Genomic DNA, 19845 nt, shown 5'->3' on the forward strand with positions numbered 1-19845 from the left:
AGCGGGCCGGATGTCACTCCCCCGGGAGCTCGCGGACCTCCAGGGGCCGGGTCGCGGGGCCCTGGAGGACCGTGCCGTCGACGGCGAACCGGGAACCGTGGCACGGGCACTCCCAGGTCCGCTCGGCCGCGTTGAACGCCACCAGGCAGCCCATGTGCGTGCAGATCGCGGACAGGGCGTGCACGGTCCCGTCCTCCGCCCGGTGGACCGCGCACCGCCTGCCGCCCACGCGGACGACGGCACCGCCGCCGGGCGGGATGTCGGCGACAGCGTCCGTGTGCGTCGTGCGCAGCCGGTCGCCCACGAAGTGGCGTCCGACGGCCGCCTGGTGCTTGAGGAAGGCGGGGGCCTCGCGCACCGTGCTCCACAGGCGCCGCGGGTCGTAGAGCCCGGCCCAGGAGGGGGCGCCCCGGCCGGTGATGAGTTCGGTCAGCAGCCGGCCGGCCATGGCGCCCCCGCTCATGCCCCAGCCGCCGAAGCCGGTGGCGACGTAGGTGTGGGCGGCGCCCGGGTGGAAGGGCCCGACGAGCGGCACGGTGTCGGTGGAGTCGTTGTCCTGGGCCGCCCAGTGGTGGGCGAACTCCGCGCGGGGGAAGTGCCCGGTGGTCCATGCGGCGAGCCGGGCGAAGCGTTCGGCGACCTCTCCGGCACCGGGGGTGAACTTCTCGCCGGTGACGATGATCAGTCGGCGTCCCTCGTCGTACGGGGCGGTGCGCACCGAACGGGTGCGGTCCTCCTCGGTGATGTACATCCCGCCGGGGTCGTCCCCGGCCGGGATCACGGCGGCCACCGCCAGTTCGCGGCGCGGTGAGAGACGGGTGAACAGCAGTGCCCGGTCGAAGACGGGGTAGTGCGTGGCGACGATGACGTCCCGCGCGGTGACGACGGAGCCGTTCTCGGTCGTCAGCCGGCACGGTGTGCCCTCGCTCAGGCCCGTGACCCGGGTGCGTTCGTACAGGAGGCCGCCGCGCTCCCGTATGTCCTCGGCGAGGGCGAGCAGGTACCGGCGGGGGTGGAACTGGGCCTGGTCCTCGGCGCGTACGGCGCCCGCGACGGGGAAGGGCAGCCCGGTCTCCTCGGTGTACGAGGCCGCCAGGCCCGCCTCCCGGGCGGCCTCGGCCTCCGCGCGCAGGCGCTCGCGCTGTGCGGGATCGGTGGTGTAGGTGACGGCGGGCAGCCGTTCGAGGTCGCAGTCGGCGCGCAGCGCGGCGGCGACCTCGGCGACCCGTTCGACCGCTTCGCGCTGGGAGAGCGCGTAGAGCCGGGCCCCCTCGGCTCCCCGGGTCCGGCGCAGCCTGTCGTAGACGAGGGTGTGCAGCGCGGACAGCTTGGCGGTGGTGTACCCGCTGACGCCGGCGGCGAGGCGGTCGGCCTCGAGGACGGCCACCGAGCGGCCCGCCTCGATCAGTTCCCACGCGGTGCTCAGCCCGGCCATGCCGGCGCCGACGACGGCGACGTCCACCTCGATGTCCGAGGTCAGGGCGGCGGCGCGGGGCGCGGCGGGCGCGGTGGCCATCCAGTAGGACTCGGCGACGCCGGGGGGTGGCGGGGCGCCGGGTCCGTCAGGTCGTGACATGGCGGACCGGGTACCCCTGTGAAATGGTGTGAATCAGGCATGCATCAGGAAATATGCGTCAGGAACATCTCTTCGGGAGAGGAGTCGTCATGTCCTCGAAGCGCCGCCGCAAGAAGAAGTCGCGTCGCAAGCACGCGGCCAACCACGGTCGTCGGCCCCAGTGCTGAGCGCGCGGCGCTGACCGTTCCGGTTCCCTCTGCTCCAGGAGGAGGCGCATGCGGATCTCCTCCGCGCGCGGCCCGGCGCTCCTCGCCCTTCTCGCCCTGCTCGCGCTGGTGCCGCTCACCGGCTGTGGCGGCGGGCCGGGTTCCGGCGACGGCACGACGAGCCCCGGGCCCGCGTCCGCCGTGCGGGTGGTGGCCTCCACAAGTGTGTACGGGGACATCGTGCGGCAGGTCGGTGGCGACCGGGTGGACGTCACCTCCGTCATCACCGACCCGGCCCAGGACCCGCACTCGTTCGAGGCCGGTACCCGCCACCAGCTGGCGCTGTCCAGGGCACGGGTCGTCGTCGAGAACGGTGGCGGCTACGACGACTTCATCGGCAGGATGCTGCGGAGCTCCGGCAACTCCTCGGCCGTGGTCGTCAACGCCGTCGAGGTCGCGGGACGGACCGCCCCGGCGGGCGGGGAACTCAACGAACACGTCTGGTACGACCTGCCCACGGCCGGCCGGCTGGCCACCCGCGTCGCCGACGCCCTGGCCGGGGCGGCGCCCGCGAACGCCGGCTACTACCGGCGCAACGCCGAGGAGTTCAACGGCAGGCTCCGGCCTCTGGAGGCGGAGGAGGCACGGATCAAGGCGGACCATCCGGGTGCCGCCGTCGCCGTCACCGAGCCGGTACCGCGCTACCTGATCGAGGCCTGCGGGCTGCGCGACCGCACGCCCGCGGAGTTCGGCGCGGCGGTCGAGGAGGGCAACGAGGTCTCCGCCGCCGTCCTGCGGCAGACGCTCGGCCTGTTCACCGGCCGCCAGGTCGAGGCACTGGTCGTCAACCAGCAGACGTCCGGCCCCCAGACGGAGAAGGTCAGGCGGGCCGCCGAGGAGAACGGGATCCCGGTGGTGCCGGTGACCGAGACGCTGCCACGCGGCCAGGACTACATCGGCTGGATGCGGTCCGTCATCGACGCGCTGAGGAAGGCGCTGGACGCATGAGACACCACGCATGAGGTACCGCGTATGAGGCGCCGCCCCAGGCCCGCCGCACCGTCCGCCCTCCGGTCGTCCGCCGCCCCGCAGGGCGAGGGGCCGGACGCGCCTGTGGTCAGCCTGCGCGGCGCCACGCTGGCCTACGGCGAGCGGGTGCTGTGGCACGACCTGGATCTCGATGTGCGGCCCGGGGAGTTCCTCGCGGTGCTCGGCCCGAACGGGTCCGGCAAGACCAGCCTGCTGCGGGTCCTGCTGGGCCGGCGGCAACTCACCGCGGGCTCCCTGACCGTTCTGGGCGGGGCTCCCCGCGACGGCGGCAGGCGCATCGGTTACGTGCCGCAGCACAAGGCGCCCACCGTGCCCACCGGGCTGCGGGCCCGCGACCTGGTGCGGCTGGGCCTGGACGGCCACCGGTGGGGACCGCTGCCCTCGCCCGCGTCCCGGCGCCGGGTGGAGGAGCTGCTGACGATGGTCGGGGCGGCGCCGTACGCGGACATGCCGCTGGGCCGGCTCTCCGGGGGCGAGCTGCAGTGCGTCCGCATCGCCCAGGCGCTCGCCGCCGACCCGCGGCTCCTGCTGTGCGACGAGCCGTTGCTCTCCCTCGACCCGCACCACCAGCGGTCGGTGACCGAACTGGTGGACCGGCGGCGCCGGTCCGCCGGGACGGCCGTCGTCTTCGTCACCCATGAGATCAACCCGGTGCTGGGCATGGTGGACCGGGTGCTGTACCTGGCCAGGGGCGGACATCGGGTCGGCCCGCCGGACGAGGTGATGACCTCGGCCACCCTGTCGCATCTGTACGGGACGCGCGTCGACGTGCTGCGGGTGCGCGACCGGATCGTCGTGGTGGGCGCCCCGGACGACGGGCCCGCGCACAACCACGGTGGCGACAACGACAACGGGAACGGTGACGGCAACGCGGGCCCGCCGGACGGCGGACCGCCGCCGTGACCGCCTCCGCCATGAACGCCTCCGCCGCCGCCCGCTCCGCCGGCCGGGTGCTCGCCGGCGCCGAGGGGGATCCCGGTCCGCTGGAGCAGATCTTCGGCTTCGACCACTACGGCGAGCTGCTCGCGCTCGCGCAGAGCTCCCTGCTCGCCGGGGCGCTGCTCGGCCTGGTCGGGGGGCTGGCCGGAGTGTTCGTCATCATGCGTGACCTGCCGTTCGCGGTGCACGGCATCAGCGAGCTGTCCTTCGCCGGGGCCTCGGTCGCCCTGTTCCTGGGGCTGAACATCGTTGCCGGTTCCATCGCGGGCTCGCTGCTGGCGGCGGGGGCGATCGGGCTGCTGGGGGTGCGGGCCCGCGACCGCAACTCGGTCATCGGCATCATCATGCCCTTCGGCCTCGGCCTGGGCGTGCTGTTCCTGTCCCTCTACAAGGGCCGGGCGGCGAACAAGTTCGGCATCCTGACCGGCCAGATCATCGCCGTCGCCACCCCGCAGACGGCCTGGCTCCTCGGCACGTCCGCCGTGGTGCTGGCGGCCCTGGCTGTCATGTGGCGGCCCCTGACCTTCGCCAGCGCCGACCCGGAGGTGGCCGCCGCCCGGGGCGTGCCCGTACGGGCCCTGTCCACGGCGTTCATGCTGGTCCTGGGCCTGGCCGTGGCGCTGTGCGTCCAGATCGTCGGGGCCCTGCTGGTGCTCTCGCTGCTGGTCACCCCGGCGGCCGCCGCGGCCCGGGTGACGGCGTCCCCGGTGCGGCTGCCGCTGCTCAGCGTCGTCTTCGCGCTGGTGTCGATGGAGGGTGGGATCCTGCTCGCCCTGGGCAGCACCGTGCCCATCAGCCCCTTCGTCACCACGATCTCCTTCCTGATCTACCTCGGCTGCCGCCTGGTGGGCGGCCGCCGGATTTCCCGCGGTGCCCGGTCGCCCGCGTACCCCGAACGGGCGCACACTTGAAGGGAGGCCCACTCGAGCCCCTCCGGCAGGCACGGAAGGAGGGCTTCATGCATCCCGCAGCTCTCGCCGGCGCAGCGGCCGGCCGGCTCGCGCACTACGCGGTCTCCGGCGTGGTGGGCGGCCTGATCCTCCAGGAGGCCGCCAAACGGCTCCCGGAAGCCAGGCCCGCGGCCAGGAAGGCGCTCGTCGGAAGCATCGCCGGCGGCATCGTCGCCGGCCGGTGGCTCGCCTCGGCCGCCGAGGAGGCCCGGCTCAAGGCCGGTGACGTACTCGCCGAGGCCCGGACCACGCTGGGCGAGGAGGCACCGCCGCCGTCCGCCGTCGCCGCCGAGGACCACGACCACGACCACGGTCACGAGCACTGATCATGACCACTGTGGTCGTACGTTCCGTGGCCGCCGGCCGCGCCCGGCTGACCGTTCCCTGGCTGCGCACGCGCCCCGCCAGTGCCGGGCAGGTGGACGAACGGCTGGCCGGAATCGAGGGGTTCCGCGCGCTGCGCGTCTTCCCGCGCACCGGCAGCGTCGTCATCTGGATGGCGCCCGACCGGCTCGACACCGACCGCCTGGTGGCCGCGCTGGAGGAGCCCCCGCCCGCCTCGGCGCCGGTCAGGGCCACGCGTTCGCTGCCCGACTCCCCCACCGGCGAGCTCGCCCGCCTGGTCGTCGGCGGGGCGGTCCTCGCGCTCATCGCGCTGCGCCGCCTGCTGCGCCGGCCGCGGATGTCCTTCGGTTCCTCCGGATTCGCCGCCACGGTCACGGTTTTCACCGGCCTGCCGTTCTTCCGCGGCGCCCTGCGAACGCTGCGGGGCCGCGGTTCGCCGGGCACGGACACGCTGGTGACGGCGGCGACGGTCATCTCCCTGGTGCTGCGCGAGAACGTGGTCGCCCTGACCGTCCTGTGGCTGCTGAACATCGGCGAGTTCCTGCAGTCCCTCACCCTGCGCCGCACCCGGCGCGCCATCCAGGAGCTGCTGACCGTCGGCGAGGAGCGCGTGTGGCTGGTCAGGGACGGCGTGGAGGTCGAGGTGGCGCTCGCGGACGTCGAGCCGGGCGACGACGTCGCCGTGTACGAGCACCACCGCATCCCGGTGGACGGCCACACCGTCTCCGGGGAGGCCCTGGTGGACCAGGCGGCCATCACGGGCGAGGCGCTGCCCGTGTACGCCCGCGTCGGCTCCCACGTCTACGCCGGCACCATCGTCTCCTCCGGCTCGCTCGTCGTGCGCGCCACCTCGGTGGGCCGGGACACCACCGTGGGGCGCATCATCAGCCGGGTGGAGGAGGCCCAGACCGACCGGGCGCCCATCCAGACCGTGGCGACCCGCTTCACCCGGCGGTTCGTGCCCGTCTCGTTCGCGCTGTCCGCGCTGACCTACGCCGTCACCCGTGACGCCCGGCGCGCGATGACGATGCTGCTCATCGCCTGCCCGTGCGCCGCCGGGCTGGCCACCCCGACCGCCATCAGCGCCGCCATCGGCAACGGCGCCCGCCGCGGCACCCTCATCAAGGGCGGCACCCACCTGGAGGGCATCGGGCGGGTCACCGCCGTCGTCTTCGACAAGACCGGCACCCTCACCTTCGGCAAGCCGCTGGTCACCAGCGTGGTCACGCTCAGCGACAGGTTCACCGCCGACGAGGTGCTGAGCCTGGCCGCCTCCGGTGAACTGCACGCCCTGCACCCCCTCGCCCAGGCCATCGTGGCCCGCACAGAGGAGGAGCACCTGCACATCCCCATCCACCAGGCGTGCGAGGTCGTCCTCGGCATGGGCATGCGGGCCGAACTCGACGGTTCGCGCCTGCTGGTCGGCAGCCCCGCCCTGCTGCGCCGGCACGGCCTGGAGCTGACGGAGAACGCGCGGGGGTGGACCGAACGGCTGCGCGGCGGCGGCGAGACCGTCATCTGCCTGGCGCGGGACGACGACCTCATCGGCATGCTCGGGGTGTCCGACGCCGTGCGCGACGGCGCCGAGACCGTCATCGGCCAGCTGCGCGAACTCGGCGTGGCGCGCCTGATCCTGCTCACCGGCGACGCGCCGGAGACCGCGCAGGTGGTGGCCGACGCGCTGGGCATCACCGAGGTGCACGCGCACGCCCTGCCGGAGGGCAAGCTCCAGCTGATCCGCGACCTGCGGGCGGAGGGCTACACGGTGGCGATGGTCGGCGACGGCACCAACGACGCTCCCGCCCTCGCCCTGGCCGACGTCGGCATCGCCATGGGCGAACACTCCTCCCACGTGGCCCTGGAGACCGCCGACATCGCGCTGGCCGGCAACGACCTGCGCCAGGTCGCCGCCGTCGTCGAACTCAGCCGGCACACGCTGCGGGTGGTGCGGCAGAACTACGGGCTCGCCATCGGCGTCAACCTCGTCGGGCTGCTCGCCGGCGCGGGCGGCACCATGAACCCGGTCCTGGCAGCGCTGCTCCACAACACGAGCAGCATCGCCGTCGTCGGCAACTCCGCCCGCCTGGTCAACCACACGCCCCACCTGCCGCCGGTCTCCCCCGACGCCCGGCGCGCGGCGCCGTTCGAGGAGCACCGCGTACGGTGACAAACGCACCGGCCGCCGCGATACCGCAGCGTCAGGCGTGATCGCAACTTCAGGCCATCACATCAGGGCAACGGGCTTGCGGAAAAGCCGAAACGCTCCGGGGTCCCGGCGGGCGGGCATACGCTACGCCATTGCCGCGAGCCGTACCGCCGGTGTCCCGAGGGGGCCGATCCGCTCCCGCTGTTCCGCCGCGCGGAGCGGCGGTGTGCGCGGCGCAGCGATTCACGGGAGGCACAGTGACAGGTCGGGTCGGCACGCGGTCGGCGGGAATTCCCCGGGCGCGCTCGGAGGCCGGGGAGAAACCCCCGGAGGCCCTGGAGCGCGACGCCCAACGGGCTTCGGTGCGGACGGCGTTGGACCACCTGACCGGGCGGCGCCCGGACGGGGAGGAGGAGCGGCGCGCCCCGCGCGGCGGGCTGCTCTCCTTCACGGGCCCGGCGGGCTCCGGCAAGACCACCCTGCTGGCCGAGGTCCGGCGGCTGGCCGCCGACGGCCGGGAGTGCACGACGCTGTGGGCCCGTGGCGGCGAGAACGAGCAGAGTTCCGCCTTCCACGTGCTGCGGCAGCTGTTCCAGCCGCTCATGGCCTCGTACTCCGAGGCCGACCGCCGCGCGGTGCTGGGCGACTGGTACGGCATCGTCGGTCCCGTCCTGGGCCTGTGCCCGGCCGCCGAGGCCGCGGCGCCGGACCCGCAGGGTGTGCGGGACGGCCTGGACTGGGTGGTCACCAACGTGGCCGTCTCGCGCGGCGCCCTGGTCCTCGTCCTGGACGACGCCCACTGGGCGGACGCGGAGTCGCTGACCTGGCTGGCGTCCTTCACCGCGCGGATCGAGGAGCTTCCGGTCCTGGCGATCGTCGCCTACCGGCCGGACGAAGTGCCCGACATCCCGCGGGCGTTCGGCGAGATGCTCAGCCGCCGGGTGCGGCCGATGGAGCTGCCGCCGCTGAGCGCGGCCGCGGTCACCGACCTGGTGGCACGCGAGCTCGGCACGGACGTCGAGGAGAAGTTCGGCGCCGAGGTGTGGAAGATCACCGGTGGTAACCCCTTCGAGACGGTCGGGCTGTCCGCCGCGATCCGCGAGCGGGGCATCACCCCGACGGGCGACAACGCCACGCAGCTGCACGGGGTGGCGGGCGCCATGTCCGGTGTGGGCGTGCTGGACCGGCTCGACCGGCTGGGCTCGTCGGTCACCCGGCTGGCCTGGGCCGTGGCCGTGCTGGGCACCGAGGCCTCGGCCGGGCTGGCCGCCTGCGTGGCGGGGCTGGGGCCGGCGGAGGCCGGTCAGGCGCTGGACGAGCTGCGGGCCGCGCACATCGTGCGGGGCGAGGAGACGCTGGAGTTCGACCACCCGCTGATCGCGACGGCGGTCTACGGCGCGATCCCCGCCGCCGTGCGGGTGGCCCTGCACGGCAAGACCGCGTGGGAGCTCATCGAGTCCGGCAAGGGGTCGGCGGCGGCCGCCCGGCACTTGCTGGAGACCCACCCGGAGGAGGACGACTGGGTGGCCGGGCACCTGCAGGAGGCCGCCCGGGAGTACCTGCGCACGGGCGCGCCCGACGCCGCCCGCCGCTGTCTGGACCGGGCGCTGCGCGAGCCTCCGCCGCCGGAGATGAAGGCATCGGTGCTGTACGAGCTGGGCAGCCCCGCGCTCCTCCGCGACCCGGTGGTCGCTATCAACCACTTGCGGGCCGCGCTGGACGAACCCAGCCTCGACCCGGAGATGCGGGTCGGCGCCGTCATCCGGCTGGCGCGGTCCCTGGCGCACTTCGACCAGGTTCCGGAGGCGGCCAAGGTGCTGGCGGAGGAGGCACGGGCGACCACGGACCCGCGCGTGAAGCTGCGGATGCACACCGAGCACTTCCTGCGGGCCGTCTTCACCACGAAGGAGGACGACGGCCCGGCACGCTCGCGCCTGCTGGCCCAGCTCGCCCAGCGGCTGACGGGCCGTGACCTGACCGAGCGCTATGCCCTGGGGCTGCGGGCCTGGGACGCCGTGGTGCGCGGCGAGCCGGCCGCCGTCGCGCTGGAGCACGCGGAGCGGGCCCTGGGCTCGGGCCTCAGCTGGACCGACGAGCACTGGGGCTACGAGATCCCCGCGCTGCTGGCACTCACCTTCATGTACTGCGACCGTCCCGACCGGGCCGAGGAACTCTTCGCCGAGGGCATCGCCGAGTTCGAGGGCAAGGCCTGGCGTGGCGCCCACCTGTCGTTCGGCTACACCCTGCTGGCGTACTTCCGGTTCCGCTGCGGCCGGCTGACGGACGCGGAGGACTTCGCGCGCGCCGGGCTGCGGGCCGCCGACCCGGTCGGTCCCCGCACACCCGCGCAGTGGTACGCGCTCGGCACTCTGATCGAGATCCTGCTGGCCCGCGGCCAGGTGGAGGCCGCCCAGGAACTGGCGGCGCGTTACGAGTTCGCGGCACCCTTCCCCACGGCGGTGACCATCCCGAACGCCCAAGCGGTCGTGGGCGAGTTGCTGCTGGCCCAGGGCGACCACGAGGGAGCCGCACGGGAGCTGGAGGCGGTGGGCGAGAGTCTCGACGCGCGGGGCATGCTCAACCCCGCCTGGTGCCCCTGGCAGCTCCACCTGGCGCTCACCCACCGGTCCACGGACACGGCTCGCGCGCGGGAGCTGGCGAACGAGGCGGTGTCGCGCGCCGAACGCTTCGGCACGGACTCGGCCATGGGCCAGGCCCTGTACGTGGCGGCCCGCGTTCACGCGGAGCCCGAGCGCACCGAACTGCTCCAGCGGGCGGTCGGCCACCTGGAGAAGTCGCCGTCGACGTACGAACTCGCGTGCGCCCTCGTCGACCTCGGAGCGGCGCTGCGACGGACGGGTCGCCTGACGCAGGCGGCGGAGAACCTGTACCGCGGTCTCGAGGTCGCGACCACATGCGGCGCCGACGCCGTCATGGCCAAGGCTCGCACGGAATTGGCCGAGGCGGGCCTGCGGCCGCGCCGGCTGTGAATTGAACACCGAGGAAATGGGGGCGCGCGCCTGAGGTGCGCGCCCTCTGGAGCGTCACAGCGCGCCCGAAAGCGCGTGTGAGCAGGGCAGGCGGCCCGGTTTGTTTTAACGATTAAATGGGCAAGCCTCGATTGCGTTCATGTGAATGAGGAAAGGGCCGTGCCCTTTCCTGAATGAGTCATTCCGGTACTCGGGCATAGGGGGGTTGGCCATGTCCGTGCTCACCGCAGAGGAGGCATTGGACCTGCACAGGATCCGCCTCGCGGTGGAGGCCGTTCTGGAGGAGTTCTTCGCCGAGCAGATAAGGTCGCCGGTTTCCCCTCATATCACCGACCTCGTCACCACCCTGCGCGGCCTGCTGTTCGCCGGAGGCAAACGGATCCGGCCGCTGATGTGCATATGCGGATGGCACGCCGCCCATGGCAAAGGAGATCCGGCACCGGTGCTGCGCGTGGCGGCTTCCCTGGAACTCTTCCACGCCTTCGCCCTCATCCACGACGACGTCATGGACGGCAGCGAAACCCGCCGCGGGCGCCCGAGCGCGCACCGCGCCCTCGCCGTTCTGCACGGCGACCGCGCCCATCGCGGCAACAGCCGCGCATTCGGCGCAAACGCGGGCATCCTGCTGGGCGACCTGGCCCTGTCCTGGTCGGACGAGATGTTCCAGACGGCCGGGCTCACAGCCGTCCAGTCGGGCGCCGTGCTGCCCGTGCTGCACACCATGCGCACCGAGGTCATGCTCGGCCAGTACCTCGACCTGCTCTTCACCGGCGGGCTCGACGGCGGACTCGAGACGGCCCTGACGACCATCCGGTTCAAGACGGCCAAGTACACCTTCGAGCGGCCCCTGCACCTGGGTGCCGCGCTCGCGGGCTCCGGCGCACCGGTCATGGACGCCTGCACCGCCTACGCGCTCCCGCTCGGCGAGGCCTTCCAGCTCCGGGACGACCTCCTCGGCGTGTTCGGCGACAGCGCGACGACCGGCAAGCCCACCATCGACGACCTGCGCGAGGGCAAGCACACGGTCCTGATGTCCCTCGCCGCCGTGCGGGCCACGCCCGCGCAACGGGGCGTCCTCGACGCGTGGGTGGGCAGCCCCGCCCTGGACGAGCACCGGGCCGCCGCCGTCCGGGGCGTCCTCGAGGACACCCGGGCGCGCCGGGACGTGGAAGCGATGATCGCGAGGCGGCGTGGTGAGGCCCTGCGGGCCCTGGACCGCGCGCCCTTTCCGCCCGCCGTCACCGCGACGCTGCGCCGGCTCGCGCACGCGATGACGGAGCGCACCTCATGATGCCCCCGGCCGGAACTCAGGAGGCGATCCCATGCCGATGATCGATCTGTCCGTACTCGTCGACGGCTTCTACGAACCGCCGCGGCCCTCCGTCAACCCGGCCGCCGAAGAGGCCGAGGACAAGGTGGTCGCCTGGCTGTGGAAACTCGGATTCCTGAGCAACGAGACGCAGGAACGGCATCTGCGTTCCTTCAAATTCGGCATGTATCACGGAATCGCGACGCCCACGGTGGAGCTGGAGCAATTGGTCCTGGGAATCCAGTGGTTCTGCTGGGGGTCCCTGGCCGACGACCAGTACGACAACTACGACTGGGGTGAGCGGGAAGAGCGGGTGCACCGCGTCCTGTGCGCCATGCGGGCCATTGTGACGGGCACGGGAGGGGACGGCGGGCCACCGGCGGACAATCCGGTGATCGCGGGCTTCGCCGACCTCTGGCCCCGGCTCACCGCCGGGCTTTCCGGGCGCCGGCTGCAGCGCATCACCGGCCATTTCATGGACTATATGCAGGCCATCGTCCTGCAGAACCGCTATCACGCGACAGGACGCGTACCCGACGCGGCCACCTTTATCACCATGCGCCGCAACACCATCGCGATGCTCTTCCAGGTGGACGTCCTGGAGATCGTCTCGCGCATCCGTATTCCCGACGCGCTGCGCGACAGCCTGCTCTTCCGTGAACTGACGCTGTGTTTCGCCGACATTCTGGCCTGGCACAACGATGTCTACGGCCTGGAGAAGGACATCGCCGACGGCCAGACCTGCAATATGGTGCGGGTCATCGCCGCGAGCGAGGGATGCACCCTGGCCGAGGCGGTGGACCGGGTCCTGGACCGGGCCGAACGCCGTCAACGGGTACTCCTGGACATCCAGGAGCAGCTCCCCCGCCTCGCCCGGTCGCTGGAGCTGCCCCCGGAGGCGGCCGTCGAGGCGCTCCGCCTCGCCACCGACCTGCGGGCGTACGCCTTCGCGGACCTGCTGTGGATCGGCGAGACCCGCCGCTACGACCTGGACCTCCCCAGGATCAAGGGCACCTTCGACGACCTCATCGCCCGTTGACACCCATGGAGACCGTCGACACCCACGGACGAGGACTTCACGTGAGCGACACCCTCCGGTCGGTGCCCGCCGCGCCGGGACGCGTTCCCCTGCTCGGCCACACACCGGCGTTGTGCCGGCGCCCCCTGCGGTTCCTGGAGTCGCTGCACACCGTGGGGGACATCGTCCGGGTGGACCTGGGCGTCCGGCCGGTGTACTTCGTCACCTCCCCCCAGCTGATCCGCGAGGTCCTGGTCATCCAGGCACGCTGCTTCGACAGGGGGCGGCACGCCGACCGGGTGCGGCAGCTGTTCGGCAACGGCCTCGCCACGTCCGACGGTGAACTGCACCGCCGCCAACGCCGCCTGATCCGGCCCGCCTTCGGCCGCGCAGCGCGCACCGGTCATGCCGCGGCCATGGAACGCCACGCACGCGCCCTGACGGAGGCGTGGCGCCCGGGGCAGGTCGTCGAGCTGGACGCGGCCGTCACGGAACTGGTGATGGCCGCCTTCGCCGAGGCGATGTTCTCCTCCCCCATGGGACGGCCGGCGGTCGAGGAGATGCGGCGCTCGCTGCCGGTCATCATGCGCGACGCCGTCACCCGGGCCGTGCTGCCCAAGGCGCTCGACCCGCTGCCCATCCCCGTCAACCGCCGGTTCGACGCCGCGGCCGCCCGGCTCCGCCGGGAGTTCGACAACGTCATCGCCAGGTACCGGGCGGCGGGCGCCGACCACGGCGACCTCCTGTCGCTGCTGCTGGCGGCGCGCGACGAGGAGAGCGGCGAGGCCATGAGCCCGGAACAGGTCCGCGACGAACTCGTCACCATCACCGTGGCCGCCGCCGAGACCACCTCGGCGGCGCTGTCCTGGGCTTTCTTCGAACTGGGCCGCGCCCCCGAGGCCGACCGGCGGCTGCACGAGGAGGTGAGCGAGGCCGTCGGCGCCGGCCCGGCGCACCTCCTCGATCCGTCCCGTCTCGCGTACACGGGCGCGGTGCTGCACGAGGTGCTGCGCCTGCACGCGATCCCGCTGTCGATGCGCAGGGCCACGACGGCGGTGGAGCTCGGGGGCGTACACCTCGCCGAGGGCAGCGAGGTCGCCTTCAGCGTCTACGCCCTGCACCGCGACCCCCGGCTGTATCCCGACCCGCACCGCTTCGACCCCGACCGCTGGGCGGCGGCCGGGCGCGCCGCGTCGCTGCCCCGGGGGGCCTTCATCCCCTTCGGCGAGGGCAACCGCAAGTGCCTGGGCGACGCCTTCGCCCGGACCGGGATGGCCGTCGTGCTGGCGACGGTCGCGGCGCGCTGGCGGCTGCGTCCCGTGCGGGAGGAGGCTCCGCGCGAGGTACGGTCCGTGAGCATCCCCCGGCCGGCCGGCCTGCGGATGATCGCGGTACCGCGGGGTCAGAACGCCCGGGAGCCGACGCGTCTGCCGGTGAACCCGCCGTAGGGCCCCCGGTCGTCCGGGACATGGAAGCGGGCCACGACCGCCTTGCCGCAACCGTGCACGGCGGGTTCCACGCCGAGCGTGCCCCCGTAGGCGGCGGCGAGGTCGGCCACGGTCCGCAGACCGCCGCCGACCGCTCCCGGGGACAGGTCGGGAAGGCAAGGGTCCTGGTCCGCGACGCCGATGACGAGCTGCCCGGCACCCACCGCGATGGTCACGTCGGCCGTGACGGAACGCGCCGCGGCATGGCGCACGGCGTTGGCGACCAGCTCGCTCACCACCAGCAGGACGGCGCCGGCGAAGGCGCTGTTGGTGGGGATGGCGTACTCCGACAGCGCCATGGCGGTGTCGCACCTCGCCTGCCGCACGGCTTCGGGGACGAGGGGCACCGTCAGTATGCGCCGCCAGACGGGTGAGCCCTCACTCCCGCACGCCACCGACGGCGTGCGCCCGCGATTCCACTCGTACCCGCCCACCTCAGACCTCCGCCCCGGCCGGTCCTGACATCACAGCAACTCATGAATTGAAGAACTCTTCAATTCTAGAGGGTGTCAAAGGCCGGGCGAGCGCCAGGGTCGGGGGCCGGGGCGGGCCGGTGTCAGCCGCGGTTCCGGGCGGAGCGCCGTCGTGCGGCCAGGAACAACGTGGCGCAACCGACCGCCAGGACCCCGGCGCCGGTGACGGCCAGCATGGTGGTGCGGCTGTCGCCGCCGGTCTCGGCGAGGTGGCCGCCCTGGGCGGCCGGGGCGTTGGCGGCCCGCGCCGCGGAGTGGGGTTCGTGCCCGTCCTTGACGTGCCCGCGCTCGCTGTGCGCTCCCTCGCCGGGCCCGTCACCCCCGTGGCCGCCGTGGTCGACGGTCGACCTGGCGGCCTGCTCCGCGATCTGCTCGTCGCTGGGGGCCGACGCGGCGGGAGCGGCCGCCAGTGTCCGGGTCGCCGGTGCCTTTCCGCCGAAGTCCACGTCGGAGCAGGTGTAGAAGGCCTCGGGGCTGTCCGAGCGCTGCCAGACGCTGTAGACCAGGTGCCGGCCGGACCGCTTGGGGACGGTGCCGTCGAAGACGTAGCTTCCCTGCCTCAGCGTGGGGTCGGTGACCTTGGCGAATGGCTTCGCCTCCAGGTCCGCCCACTTCAGCGGCTTCCTCGGGTCGTAGCCGGGCTTCGTGATGTACAGCTCGAACGTGCCGCGGTGCGGGGCGGTCGCCCGGTACCGGAAGGTGTGCTTGCCCGGGGCCAGTTTCGACCCCGGCCAGTCGGCGCGCGGCAGGTCCAGACCCTTGTACTTGGCGCGCCCGGCGCTGCACAGCTTGCCGTCCGGGATGATCCGGCGGTGGCGCCCGGCGGCGTCACCGATGTTGACCTCGTTCCAGTCGTAGAGCGGCTGGGTGCCGCCGGCCGCGACCATCGCCTTGCAGGCCGCCGAGCGCGGGTGTTCCGGTCCTTCCGCGAAGCAGGCGGACACCCGGCTGACCGGGTCCGTCAAGGATCCGTGCGCCCCGGCCGGTGCGGCGGTCAGCGCGGTGAGGGCGAGGGGTGCGACACCGAGTACGGAGAGCCGGGCGGCGACGCGTGCGGTGGTGCGGCGGATGTGCATGGGGGGTTCTCCTTCGTGGGTGGGGGGTGCGGCGCGGCTCAGCCCTGGCGGGCGGCGAACGCCTTGGTGAAGGCGAGCTCGTCCTGCCGGATCGAGCTGCAGGTCGCGGAAGCGGAGTTCTGGGCGCCACCCGGGCACTGCTTGTCACGCGTGGCGGACCACATCGACAGCCGGCCGATCCCCTTGGAACGGGCGAACCTCACCAGCTGGGTGGCGTCGTCGACCGTGAAGACCTCGGTGGCCACGTCGTTGACACCGATCATCGGGGTGACCGCGACGGCCTTCCACGCGGCCTTGTCGCCCAGTCCGAGCACGCCCTTGATCTGGGCCTGCGTGGCGGTGGCCGCGTCGATCGCGTACTGCCCCATGTCCCCGGTGAAGGACGATCCGTAGTCCATCGCCATGATGTTGACCGTGGATATGGACACGCCGTTCTTCCTGGCGTTCGCGACCAGGTCGACGCCGTCCTGGGTGAGGCCCGTGGGCATCACCGGCAGGGTGAAGGACACGTCGAGGCCGGGGTGCTTCTTCTGGAGCAGGGCGATGGCCTGGGCACGGCGGGTGTTGGCAGCCTTGTCGGGCAGTGCGCTCCCCTCGATGTCGAAGTCGACCTGGGTGAGCTCGTAGGCGTCCACGACCTTGCCGTACGCGGCAGCGAGTTCGGTGGCGGAGGAGCAGGCGAGCGCAAGTTCGGAACCGGCGGCGCCGCCGAAGGAGACCCGTACGTCGCCGCCCGCCCGGCGCAGCGGGCCGATCTGCCGGGCCACGGGGTTGCTGTCGAGTTCGGTCGAGCCGCCCCACTTGGGGGTGCAGCCGCCGCCGGAGGTGACGAAGGCCAGGGTGAAGTTCTTGACGCCGGTCTTCTCGGCGGTGCCCAGGAGGTCGTAGGCGGGGTGGAGGAGGGTGTCGACGTACGGGGAGAAGGCGGCGTTCCTGCCGCCCGGGGCGGGTGAGGTCGCGGTCGGCTCGGGCTGCGGCCGCGTGGGCCCGGACGTCGGCCCGGCGGTGGGCTTGGACGTCGGCTTGAGCGTCGGGGCGGTGGGCCGTGGGGCGGGGGAATCGTCCGCCGAACACTTGCCGTTGCCGATCCGGCAGGCGACCGGGGCGCCGGCCGTTCCGTCCCCGGTGGCGACGAATCCGACGGTCACGGATTGGCCGGGGGCGACGGTCCGGTTCCAGCTCTCCGGTTCGACGGTGACGGTCCGGCCGCTGACCGTGTGCTTGCCGTTCCACAGGGAGGTGACCTTCGTGCCTTGCGGCAGCTCGAACGTCAGCGTCCAGCCCGGCAGTTCCTTGTCCGTGCCGTTGGTGACCACGAACTGCCCGGTGTAGCCGCCCGCCCAGGAACTGGTCCGGGAGAAGGTCGCACCGACCGACGCGGCACTGGCCGTACCGGTGAGCGTGAACGCCGCGCCCGTCGCGAGCGTCACGGCGATGCCGACGCCGATCAGCTTCGCCTTGCGGCTCATGCGCCGGCGGTGTGCGGAGGAACCCATCGCGTACCTGCCTGTCGTGAGGGTGGGGGGTGACGTGGCAGCACGCTAGCGAGAACGAATCGGACCAATCGATCAATCGCGGGCCCGGACCCGCTATTTATGGCGGGCTTAAGGAACACATGGACGACCGTTAAAGAACCCGCCCCGCGCGGGCGCGCCGTATCCGGCGGCGGCGCCGCCCGCCGTCTCGCGGCCCGCCGCCCCCGTGCAGCGCGAGCCACACCCGGACCTCCGTGCCGCCGAGCACCGAGCGCCCGATCCGCACGTCGCCTCCGGTGGATTCCGCGACCCGGCGCACGATGTCCAGGCCGAGCCCCGTGGAGCCGGGGCCGCCGGCGCCGTGGCCGCGGCGCAGCGCGGCGTCCGGGTCGGCGATGCCGGGACCGGCGTCGGAGACGAGCACGATCACGGCCTCCTCGCTGTGGTGGACGTCCACCGCGAAGGCGGTGCCCTCGGGGGTGTGGCGGAAGACGTTGCCGAGCATCGCGTCGAGCGCGGCGACGAGTTCGGGACGGGCGACGGGGACGCGCACGGCCTCGCCGACGCCCGCCAGCCGTACGGTCCGTCCCTCGTCCTCGGCGAGCGCGGACCAGAAGTCCATCCGCTCGCGGATCACTTCGCAGGCGTCGCAGCCGAGGGTGGGCCGTTCCTTGTGCTCGCCCTGCTCACGGGCGGCGCGGATCAGCTGGTCGACCTCGCGTTCCAGCTGCGCGACGGCGGCGCGGGTCTGGTCGGCGGCGGGGCCGTCGCCGAGCGAGGCGGTGTTGAGGCGGAGGACGGTGAGCGGGGTGCGCAGCCGGTGCGACAGATCGGCGGCGAGCTCGCGTTCGTTGGAGAGCAGCCGCACGATCTTGTCGGCCATGGAGTTGAACGCGACGGCGGCGGCGCGCAGTTCCGCCGGGCCGTCCTCGCGCACGCGCACGCCCAGCTTTCCCTCGCCGAGGTCGGCGGCGGCCCGCGCGAGGCGTTCCGCCGGGCGCACCAGGCGCAGGCCGAGGCGGTCCGCCGTGACGAGGGAGCCGGCGATCAGTCCCAGGCCCACTCCGGCGAGGATCACCCACGAGGTGGTGACGCCGTTGACGACCGCGCGGTGCGGCACGTAGACCTCGACGACCGCGAACTCGCCGGTGCTCAGGGCCGTCGGCTGCAGCAGGGCGTAGCCGCCGGGCACGGAGGTGACGGTGGAGCGGCCGCGGCGGGCCGTCTCCACGTCGCGCGTGTCGGCCCGGCGCCGGCCGATGTCGTACGCCTCGCGCGTGGCGGCGCCCGTGCCCGGCCGCCGGCTGCCGTCGCCGGGTACGTGGACGGCCATCCGCCCGTCGCCGCCGGCCTGTGAGCTGGCGACCGCCCGTTCCAGTTGGTCGCGGTCGGTGGTGATGGCGAGGGCGGGGCGGATCTGGGCCGCCTGGCGTTCGGCGTCGGCGAAGGCCCGGTCCCGGGCAAGTTCCCTGACCACCAGCCCGAGCGGCACGGCGAAGGCCAGCACCACCATCACCGTGACGGCCAGTGAGACACGGACCAGTGCCCATCTCATGCGGCCTCCGCCGGTGGCTCCAGCTTCACCCCGACCCCGCGGACGGTGTGCAGATAGCGCGGCCGTGCGGCGGTCTCGCCCAGCTTGCGGCGCAGCCACGACAGGTGCACGTCGATGGTCTGGTCGTCGCCGTAGGACTGCTGCCAGACCTCGGCGAGGAGTTCCCTGCGCGGGACGACGACACCGGGGCGTCCGGCGAGGTAGGCGAGCAGGTCGAACTCACGCCGGGTCAGGTCCAGGACGGCGCCGTCCAGTTCCGCCAGCCTGCGCAACGGGTCGACGGACAGCCCGCCGACCCGCAGCGCGCCGGAGGGCGCCGTCTCGCCCGGTGCGCCGCCCCGGCCGGCGCGGCGCAGGACGGCGGCCATGCGGGCGCTCAGGTGCGCGACGGAGAACGGCTTGACCAGGTAGTCGTCGGCGCCGTCGGTGAGCAGCCGGATGATCTCCGCTTCGTCGTCGCGCGCGGTGGCCACGATGACCGGTACGTCGGTGATGCCGCGCAGCATCTTCAGCGCCTGGGTCCCGTCGAGATCGGGCAGTCCCAGGTCGAGGATGACGAGGTCGAAGCCGACCTGGGCCACTTCGCGTAACGCCTCGAGCGCGGTGCCGACGCTGCGTACGGTGTGCGAGGCCTCGGTCAGCTGCCGGATGAGGGCGGAGCGCACGAACGGGTCGTCCTCGACCACGAGCAGTCTTGCCATGGGCGGCACCGTACGCCATACGGGTGAGGCACCATGAGCCAGGTGAGGCGAGGAATCATGCGTGCCCTGGCATGGGTACTGACGACGGCGGCGGCCATGGCGGTGTCCTGGTACGGGGTGCGCACGGTGCTGGCGGGCACGGCCTACGAGCCGCCGAGGGCGCTGCCGATCTCCGGCGGCGCGGCGCCGGAGATCGGTGAGGCGGCCTCCTCGACCGACCCACCGGAAGCCCCGCGGTCCGCCTCGCCCCCGGCCGTCACGCCACCGTCCGCGACGCGTACCCCCGACCGCTCCACGCCCGCGCCGGAGGCCGGAGCCGGGGCGGGGGAATCGGCGGAACGCGAGGCCGGGGCGTCCTCGGGCGCGGGCGCGGTGAAGAGCTATCCGGTCCGGGGCGGGCGAGCGGTCTTCGATCTCGGCGAGAGCTCGGCCGCGCTCGTCTCGGCGACGCCGGACGAGGGGTGGCGGATGCGGGTGTGGAAACAGAGCGCCTGGATCCGGGTGGACTTCGTGGCCGGCACGCGGACCACCTCGGTGTTCGTCACCTGGAACGGCCATCCGCCGCAGGTCCGGACGGTGGAGAGCTGACCCCGGGGACCGGGGCGGTGA

16 protein-coding genes are annotated in these 19845 nt (G+C 73.3%); 10 read left to right on the forward strand and 6 right to left on the reverse strand.

Annotated elements, in window-relative coordinates:
* Positions 1 to 13: 13 nt before the first annotated feature.
* Positions 14 to 1576: an FAD-dependent oxidoreductase gene (locus ACIG36_RS05575; protein ID WP_399922444.1), complete on the reverse strand. Its 1563-nt coding sequence runs from the start codon at positions 1574 to 1576 to the stop codon at positions 14 to 16.
* Between the two features lie 215 nt (positions 1577 to 1791).
* Here ACIG36_RS05575 and ACIG36_RS05580 point away from each other — a divergent pair, with 215 nt between their 5' ends.
* From ACIG36_RS05580 to ACIG36_RS05620, 9 genes are all read left to right on the forward strand, one after another.
* Entirely contained in the window at positions 1792 to 2730 is a 939-nt protein-coding gene (locus ACIG36_RS05580; RefSeq protein ID WP_399922447.1) for a metal ABC transporter solute-binding protein, Zn/Mn family, read from the forward strand.
* 24 nt (positions 2731 to 2754) lie between these two features.
* Positions 2755 to 3675 carry a metal ABC transporter ATP-binding protein gene (locus ACIG36_RS05585; protein ID WP_399922450.1) on the forward strand — a complete coding sequence of 307 codons (921 nt, stop codon included), beginning with the start codon at positions 2755 to 2757 and terminating at the stop codon, positions 3673 to 3675.
* Between the two features lie 11 nt (positions 3676 to 3686).
* Positions 3687 to 4622 (forward strand): metal ABC transporter permease, encoded by a 936-nt coding sequence (locus ACIG36_RS05590; RefSeq protein WP_399923943.1) that lies wholly within the window; start codon positions 3687 to 3689, stop codon positions 4620 to 4622.
* A 47-nt stretch (positions 4623 to 4669) separates the two neighbouring features.
* Positions 4670 to 4987, forward strand: a complete 318-nt coding sequence (locus ACIG36_RS05595) for a DUF1490 family protein (protein ID WP_399922452.1) — start codon at positions 4670 to 4672, stop codon at positions 4985 to 4987.
* Positions 4988 to 4989: 2 nt separating this feature from the next.
* Positions 4990 to 7173, forward strand: a complete 2184-nt coding sequence (locus ACIG36_RS05600; protein ID WP_399922455.1) for a heavy metal translocating P-type ATPase — start codon at positions 4990 to 4992, stop codon at positions 7171 to 7173.
* 236 nt (positions 7174 to 7409) lie between these two features.
* Positions 7410 to 10142, forward strand: a complete 2733-nt coding sequence (locus tag ACIG36_RS05605; protein WP_399922457.1) for an ATP-binding protein — start codon at positions 7410 to 7412, stop codon at positions 10140 to 10142.
* Between the two features lie 211 nt (positions 10143 to 10353).
* A complete protein-coding gene (locus tag ACIG36_RS05610) occupies positions 10354 to 11433 on the forward strand; it encodes a polyprenyl synthetase family protein (protein ID WP_399922461.1) in 1080 nt (359 codons plus the stop codon).
* A 31-nt stretch (positions 11434 to 11464) separates the two neighbouring features.
* Positions 11465 to 12490, forward strand: a complete 1026-nt coding sequence (locus tag ACIG36_RS05615; protein ID WP_399922464.1) for a hypothetical protein — start codon at positions 11465 to 11467, stop codon at positions 12488 to 12490.
* Between the two features lie 41 nt (positions 12491 to 12531).
* Positions 12532 to 13917: a cytochrome P450 gene (locus ACIG36_RS05620; RefSeq protein ID WP_399922467.1), complete on the forward strand. Its 1386-nt coding sequence runs from the start codon at positions 12532 to 12534 to the stop codon at positions 13915 to 13917.
* Here the strand turns inward: ACIG36_RS05620 and ACIG36_RS05625 are convergent.
* The 5 genes from ACIG36_RS05625 to ACIG36_RS05645 all read right to left on the reverse strand — a co-directional run bounded on the left by ACIG36_RS05625 (position 13872) and on the right by ACIG36_RS05645 (position 19236).
* Positions 13872 to 14390 carry an ATP-binding protein gene (locus tag ACIG36_RS05625; RefSeq protein ID WP_399922470.1) on the reverse strand — a complete coding sequence of 173 codons (519 nt, stop codon included), beginning with the start codon at positions 14388 to 14390 and terminating at the stop codon, positions 13872 to 13874. The genes ACIG36_RS05620 and ACIG36_RS05625 overlap by 46 nt on opposite strands.
* A 122-nt stretch (positions 14391 to 14512) precedes the next feature.
* Positions 14513 to 15505, reverse strand: a complete 993-nt coding sequence (locus ACIG36_RS05630) for a lytic polysaccharide monooxygenase (protein ID WP_399922473.1) — start codon at positions 15503 to 15505, stop codon at positions 14513 to 14515.
* Positions 15506 to 15543: 38 nt separating this feature from the next.
* A complete protein-coding gene (locus tag ACIG36_RS05635; protein WP_399922476.1) occupies positions 15544 to 17001 on the reverse strand; it encodes a cellulose binding domain-containing protein in 1458 nt (485 codons plus the stop codon).
* Positions 17002 to 17131: 130 nt separating this feature from the next.
* Positions 17132 to 18535, reverse strand: coding sequence for a sensor histidine kinase (locus ACIG36_RS05640; RefSeq protein ID WP_399922479.1), 1404 nt, complete (start codon positions 18533 to 18535; stop codon positions 17132 to 17134).
* On the reverse strand, positions 18532 to 19236 hold the full coding sequence (locus tag ACIG36_RS05645) for a response regulator transcription factor (protein WP_399922482.1): 705 nt from the start codon (positions 19234 to 19236) through the stop codon (positions 18532 to 18534). The genes ACIG36_RS05640 and ACIG36_RS05645 overlap by 4 nt, the downstream gene beginning before the upstream one ends.
* A 57-nt stretch (positions 19237 to 19293) precedes the next feature.
* Here ACIG36_RS05645 and ACIG36_RS05650 point away from each other — a divergent pair, with 57 nt between their 5' ends.
* The gene (locus ACIG36_RS05650; RefSeq protein ID WP_399922485.1) at positions 19294 to 19824 is read left to right on the forward strand and encodes a hypothetical protein; all 531 of its coding nucleotides are present in this window, start codon (positions 19294 to 19296) and stop codon (positions 19822 to 19824) included.
* Positions 19825 to 19845 lie beyond the last annotated feature (21 nt).

This window comes from Streptomyces sp. NPDC053048, assembly GCF_044547045.1.
Taxonomy (GTDB): Bacteria; Actinomycetota; Actinomycetes; order Streptomycetales; family Streptomycetaceae; genus Streptomyces.

What these genes read in the sequence shown, in the direction of transcription:
- ACIG36_RS05630 (WP_399922473.1), bottom strand. Translation starts at nt 15,505, where the DNA reads ATGCACATCCGCCGCACCACCGCACGCGTCGCCGCCCGGCTCTCCGTA.
- ACIG36_RS05640 (WP_399922479.1), bottom strand. Translation starts at nt 18,535, where the DNA reads ATGAGATGGGCACTGGTCCGTGTCTCACTGGCCGTCACGGTGATGGTG.
- ACIG36_RS05575 (WP_399922444.1), bottom strand. Translation starts at nt 1,576, where the DNA reads ATGTCACGACCTGACGGACCCGGCGCCCCGCCACCCCCCGGCGTCGCC.
- ACIG36_RS05595 (WP_399922452.1), top strand. Translation starts at nt 4,670, where the DNA reads ATGCATCCCGCAGCTCTCGCCGGCGCAGCGGCCGGCCGGCTCGCGCAC.
- ACIG36_RS05600 (WP_399922455.1), top strand. Translation starts at nt 4,990, where the DNA reads ATGACCACTGTGGTCGTACGTTCCGTGGCCGCCGGCCGCGCCCGGCTG.
- ACIG36_RS05645 (WP_399922482.1), bottom strand. Translation starts at nt 19,236, where the DNA reads ATGGCAAGACTGCTCGTGGTCGAGGACGACCCGTTCGTGCGCTCCGCC.
- ACIG36_RS05650 (WP_399922485.1), top strand. Translation starts at nt 19,294, where the DNA reads ATGCGTGCCCTGGCATGGGTACTGACGACGGCGGCGGCCATGGCGGTG.
- ACIG36_RS05585 (WP_399922450.1), top strand. Translation starts at nt 2,755, where the DNA reads ATGAGGCGCCGCCCCAGGCCCGCCGCACCGTCCGCCCTCCGGTCGTCC.
- ACIG36_RS05610 (WP_399922461.1), top strand. Translation starts at nt 10,354, where the DNA reads ATGTCCGTGCTCACCGCAGAGGAGGCATTGGACCTGCACAGGATCCGC.
- ACIG36_RS05590 (WP_399923943.1), top strand. Translation starts at nt 3,687, where the DNA reads ATGAACGCCTCCGCCGCCGCCCGCTCCGCCGGCCGGGTGCTCGCCGGC.
- ACIG36_RS05580 (WP_399922447.1), top strand. Translation starts at nt 1,792, where the DNA reads ATGCGGATCTCCTCCGCGCGCGGCCCGGCGCTCCTCGCCCTTCTCGCC.
- ACIG36_RS05635 (WP_399922476.1), bottom strand. Translation starts at nt 17,001, where the DNA reads ATGGGTTCCTCCGCACACCGCCGGCGCATGAGCCGCAAGGCGAAGCTG.
- ACIG36_RS05615 (WP_399922464.1), top strand. Translation starts at nt 11,465, where the DNA reads ATGCCGATGATCGATCTGTCCGTACTCGTCGACGGCTTCTACGAACCG.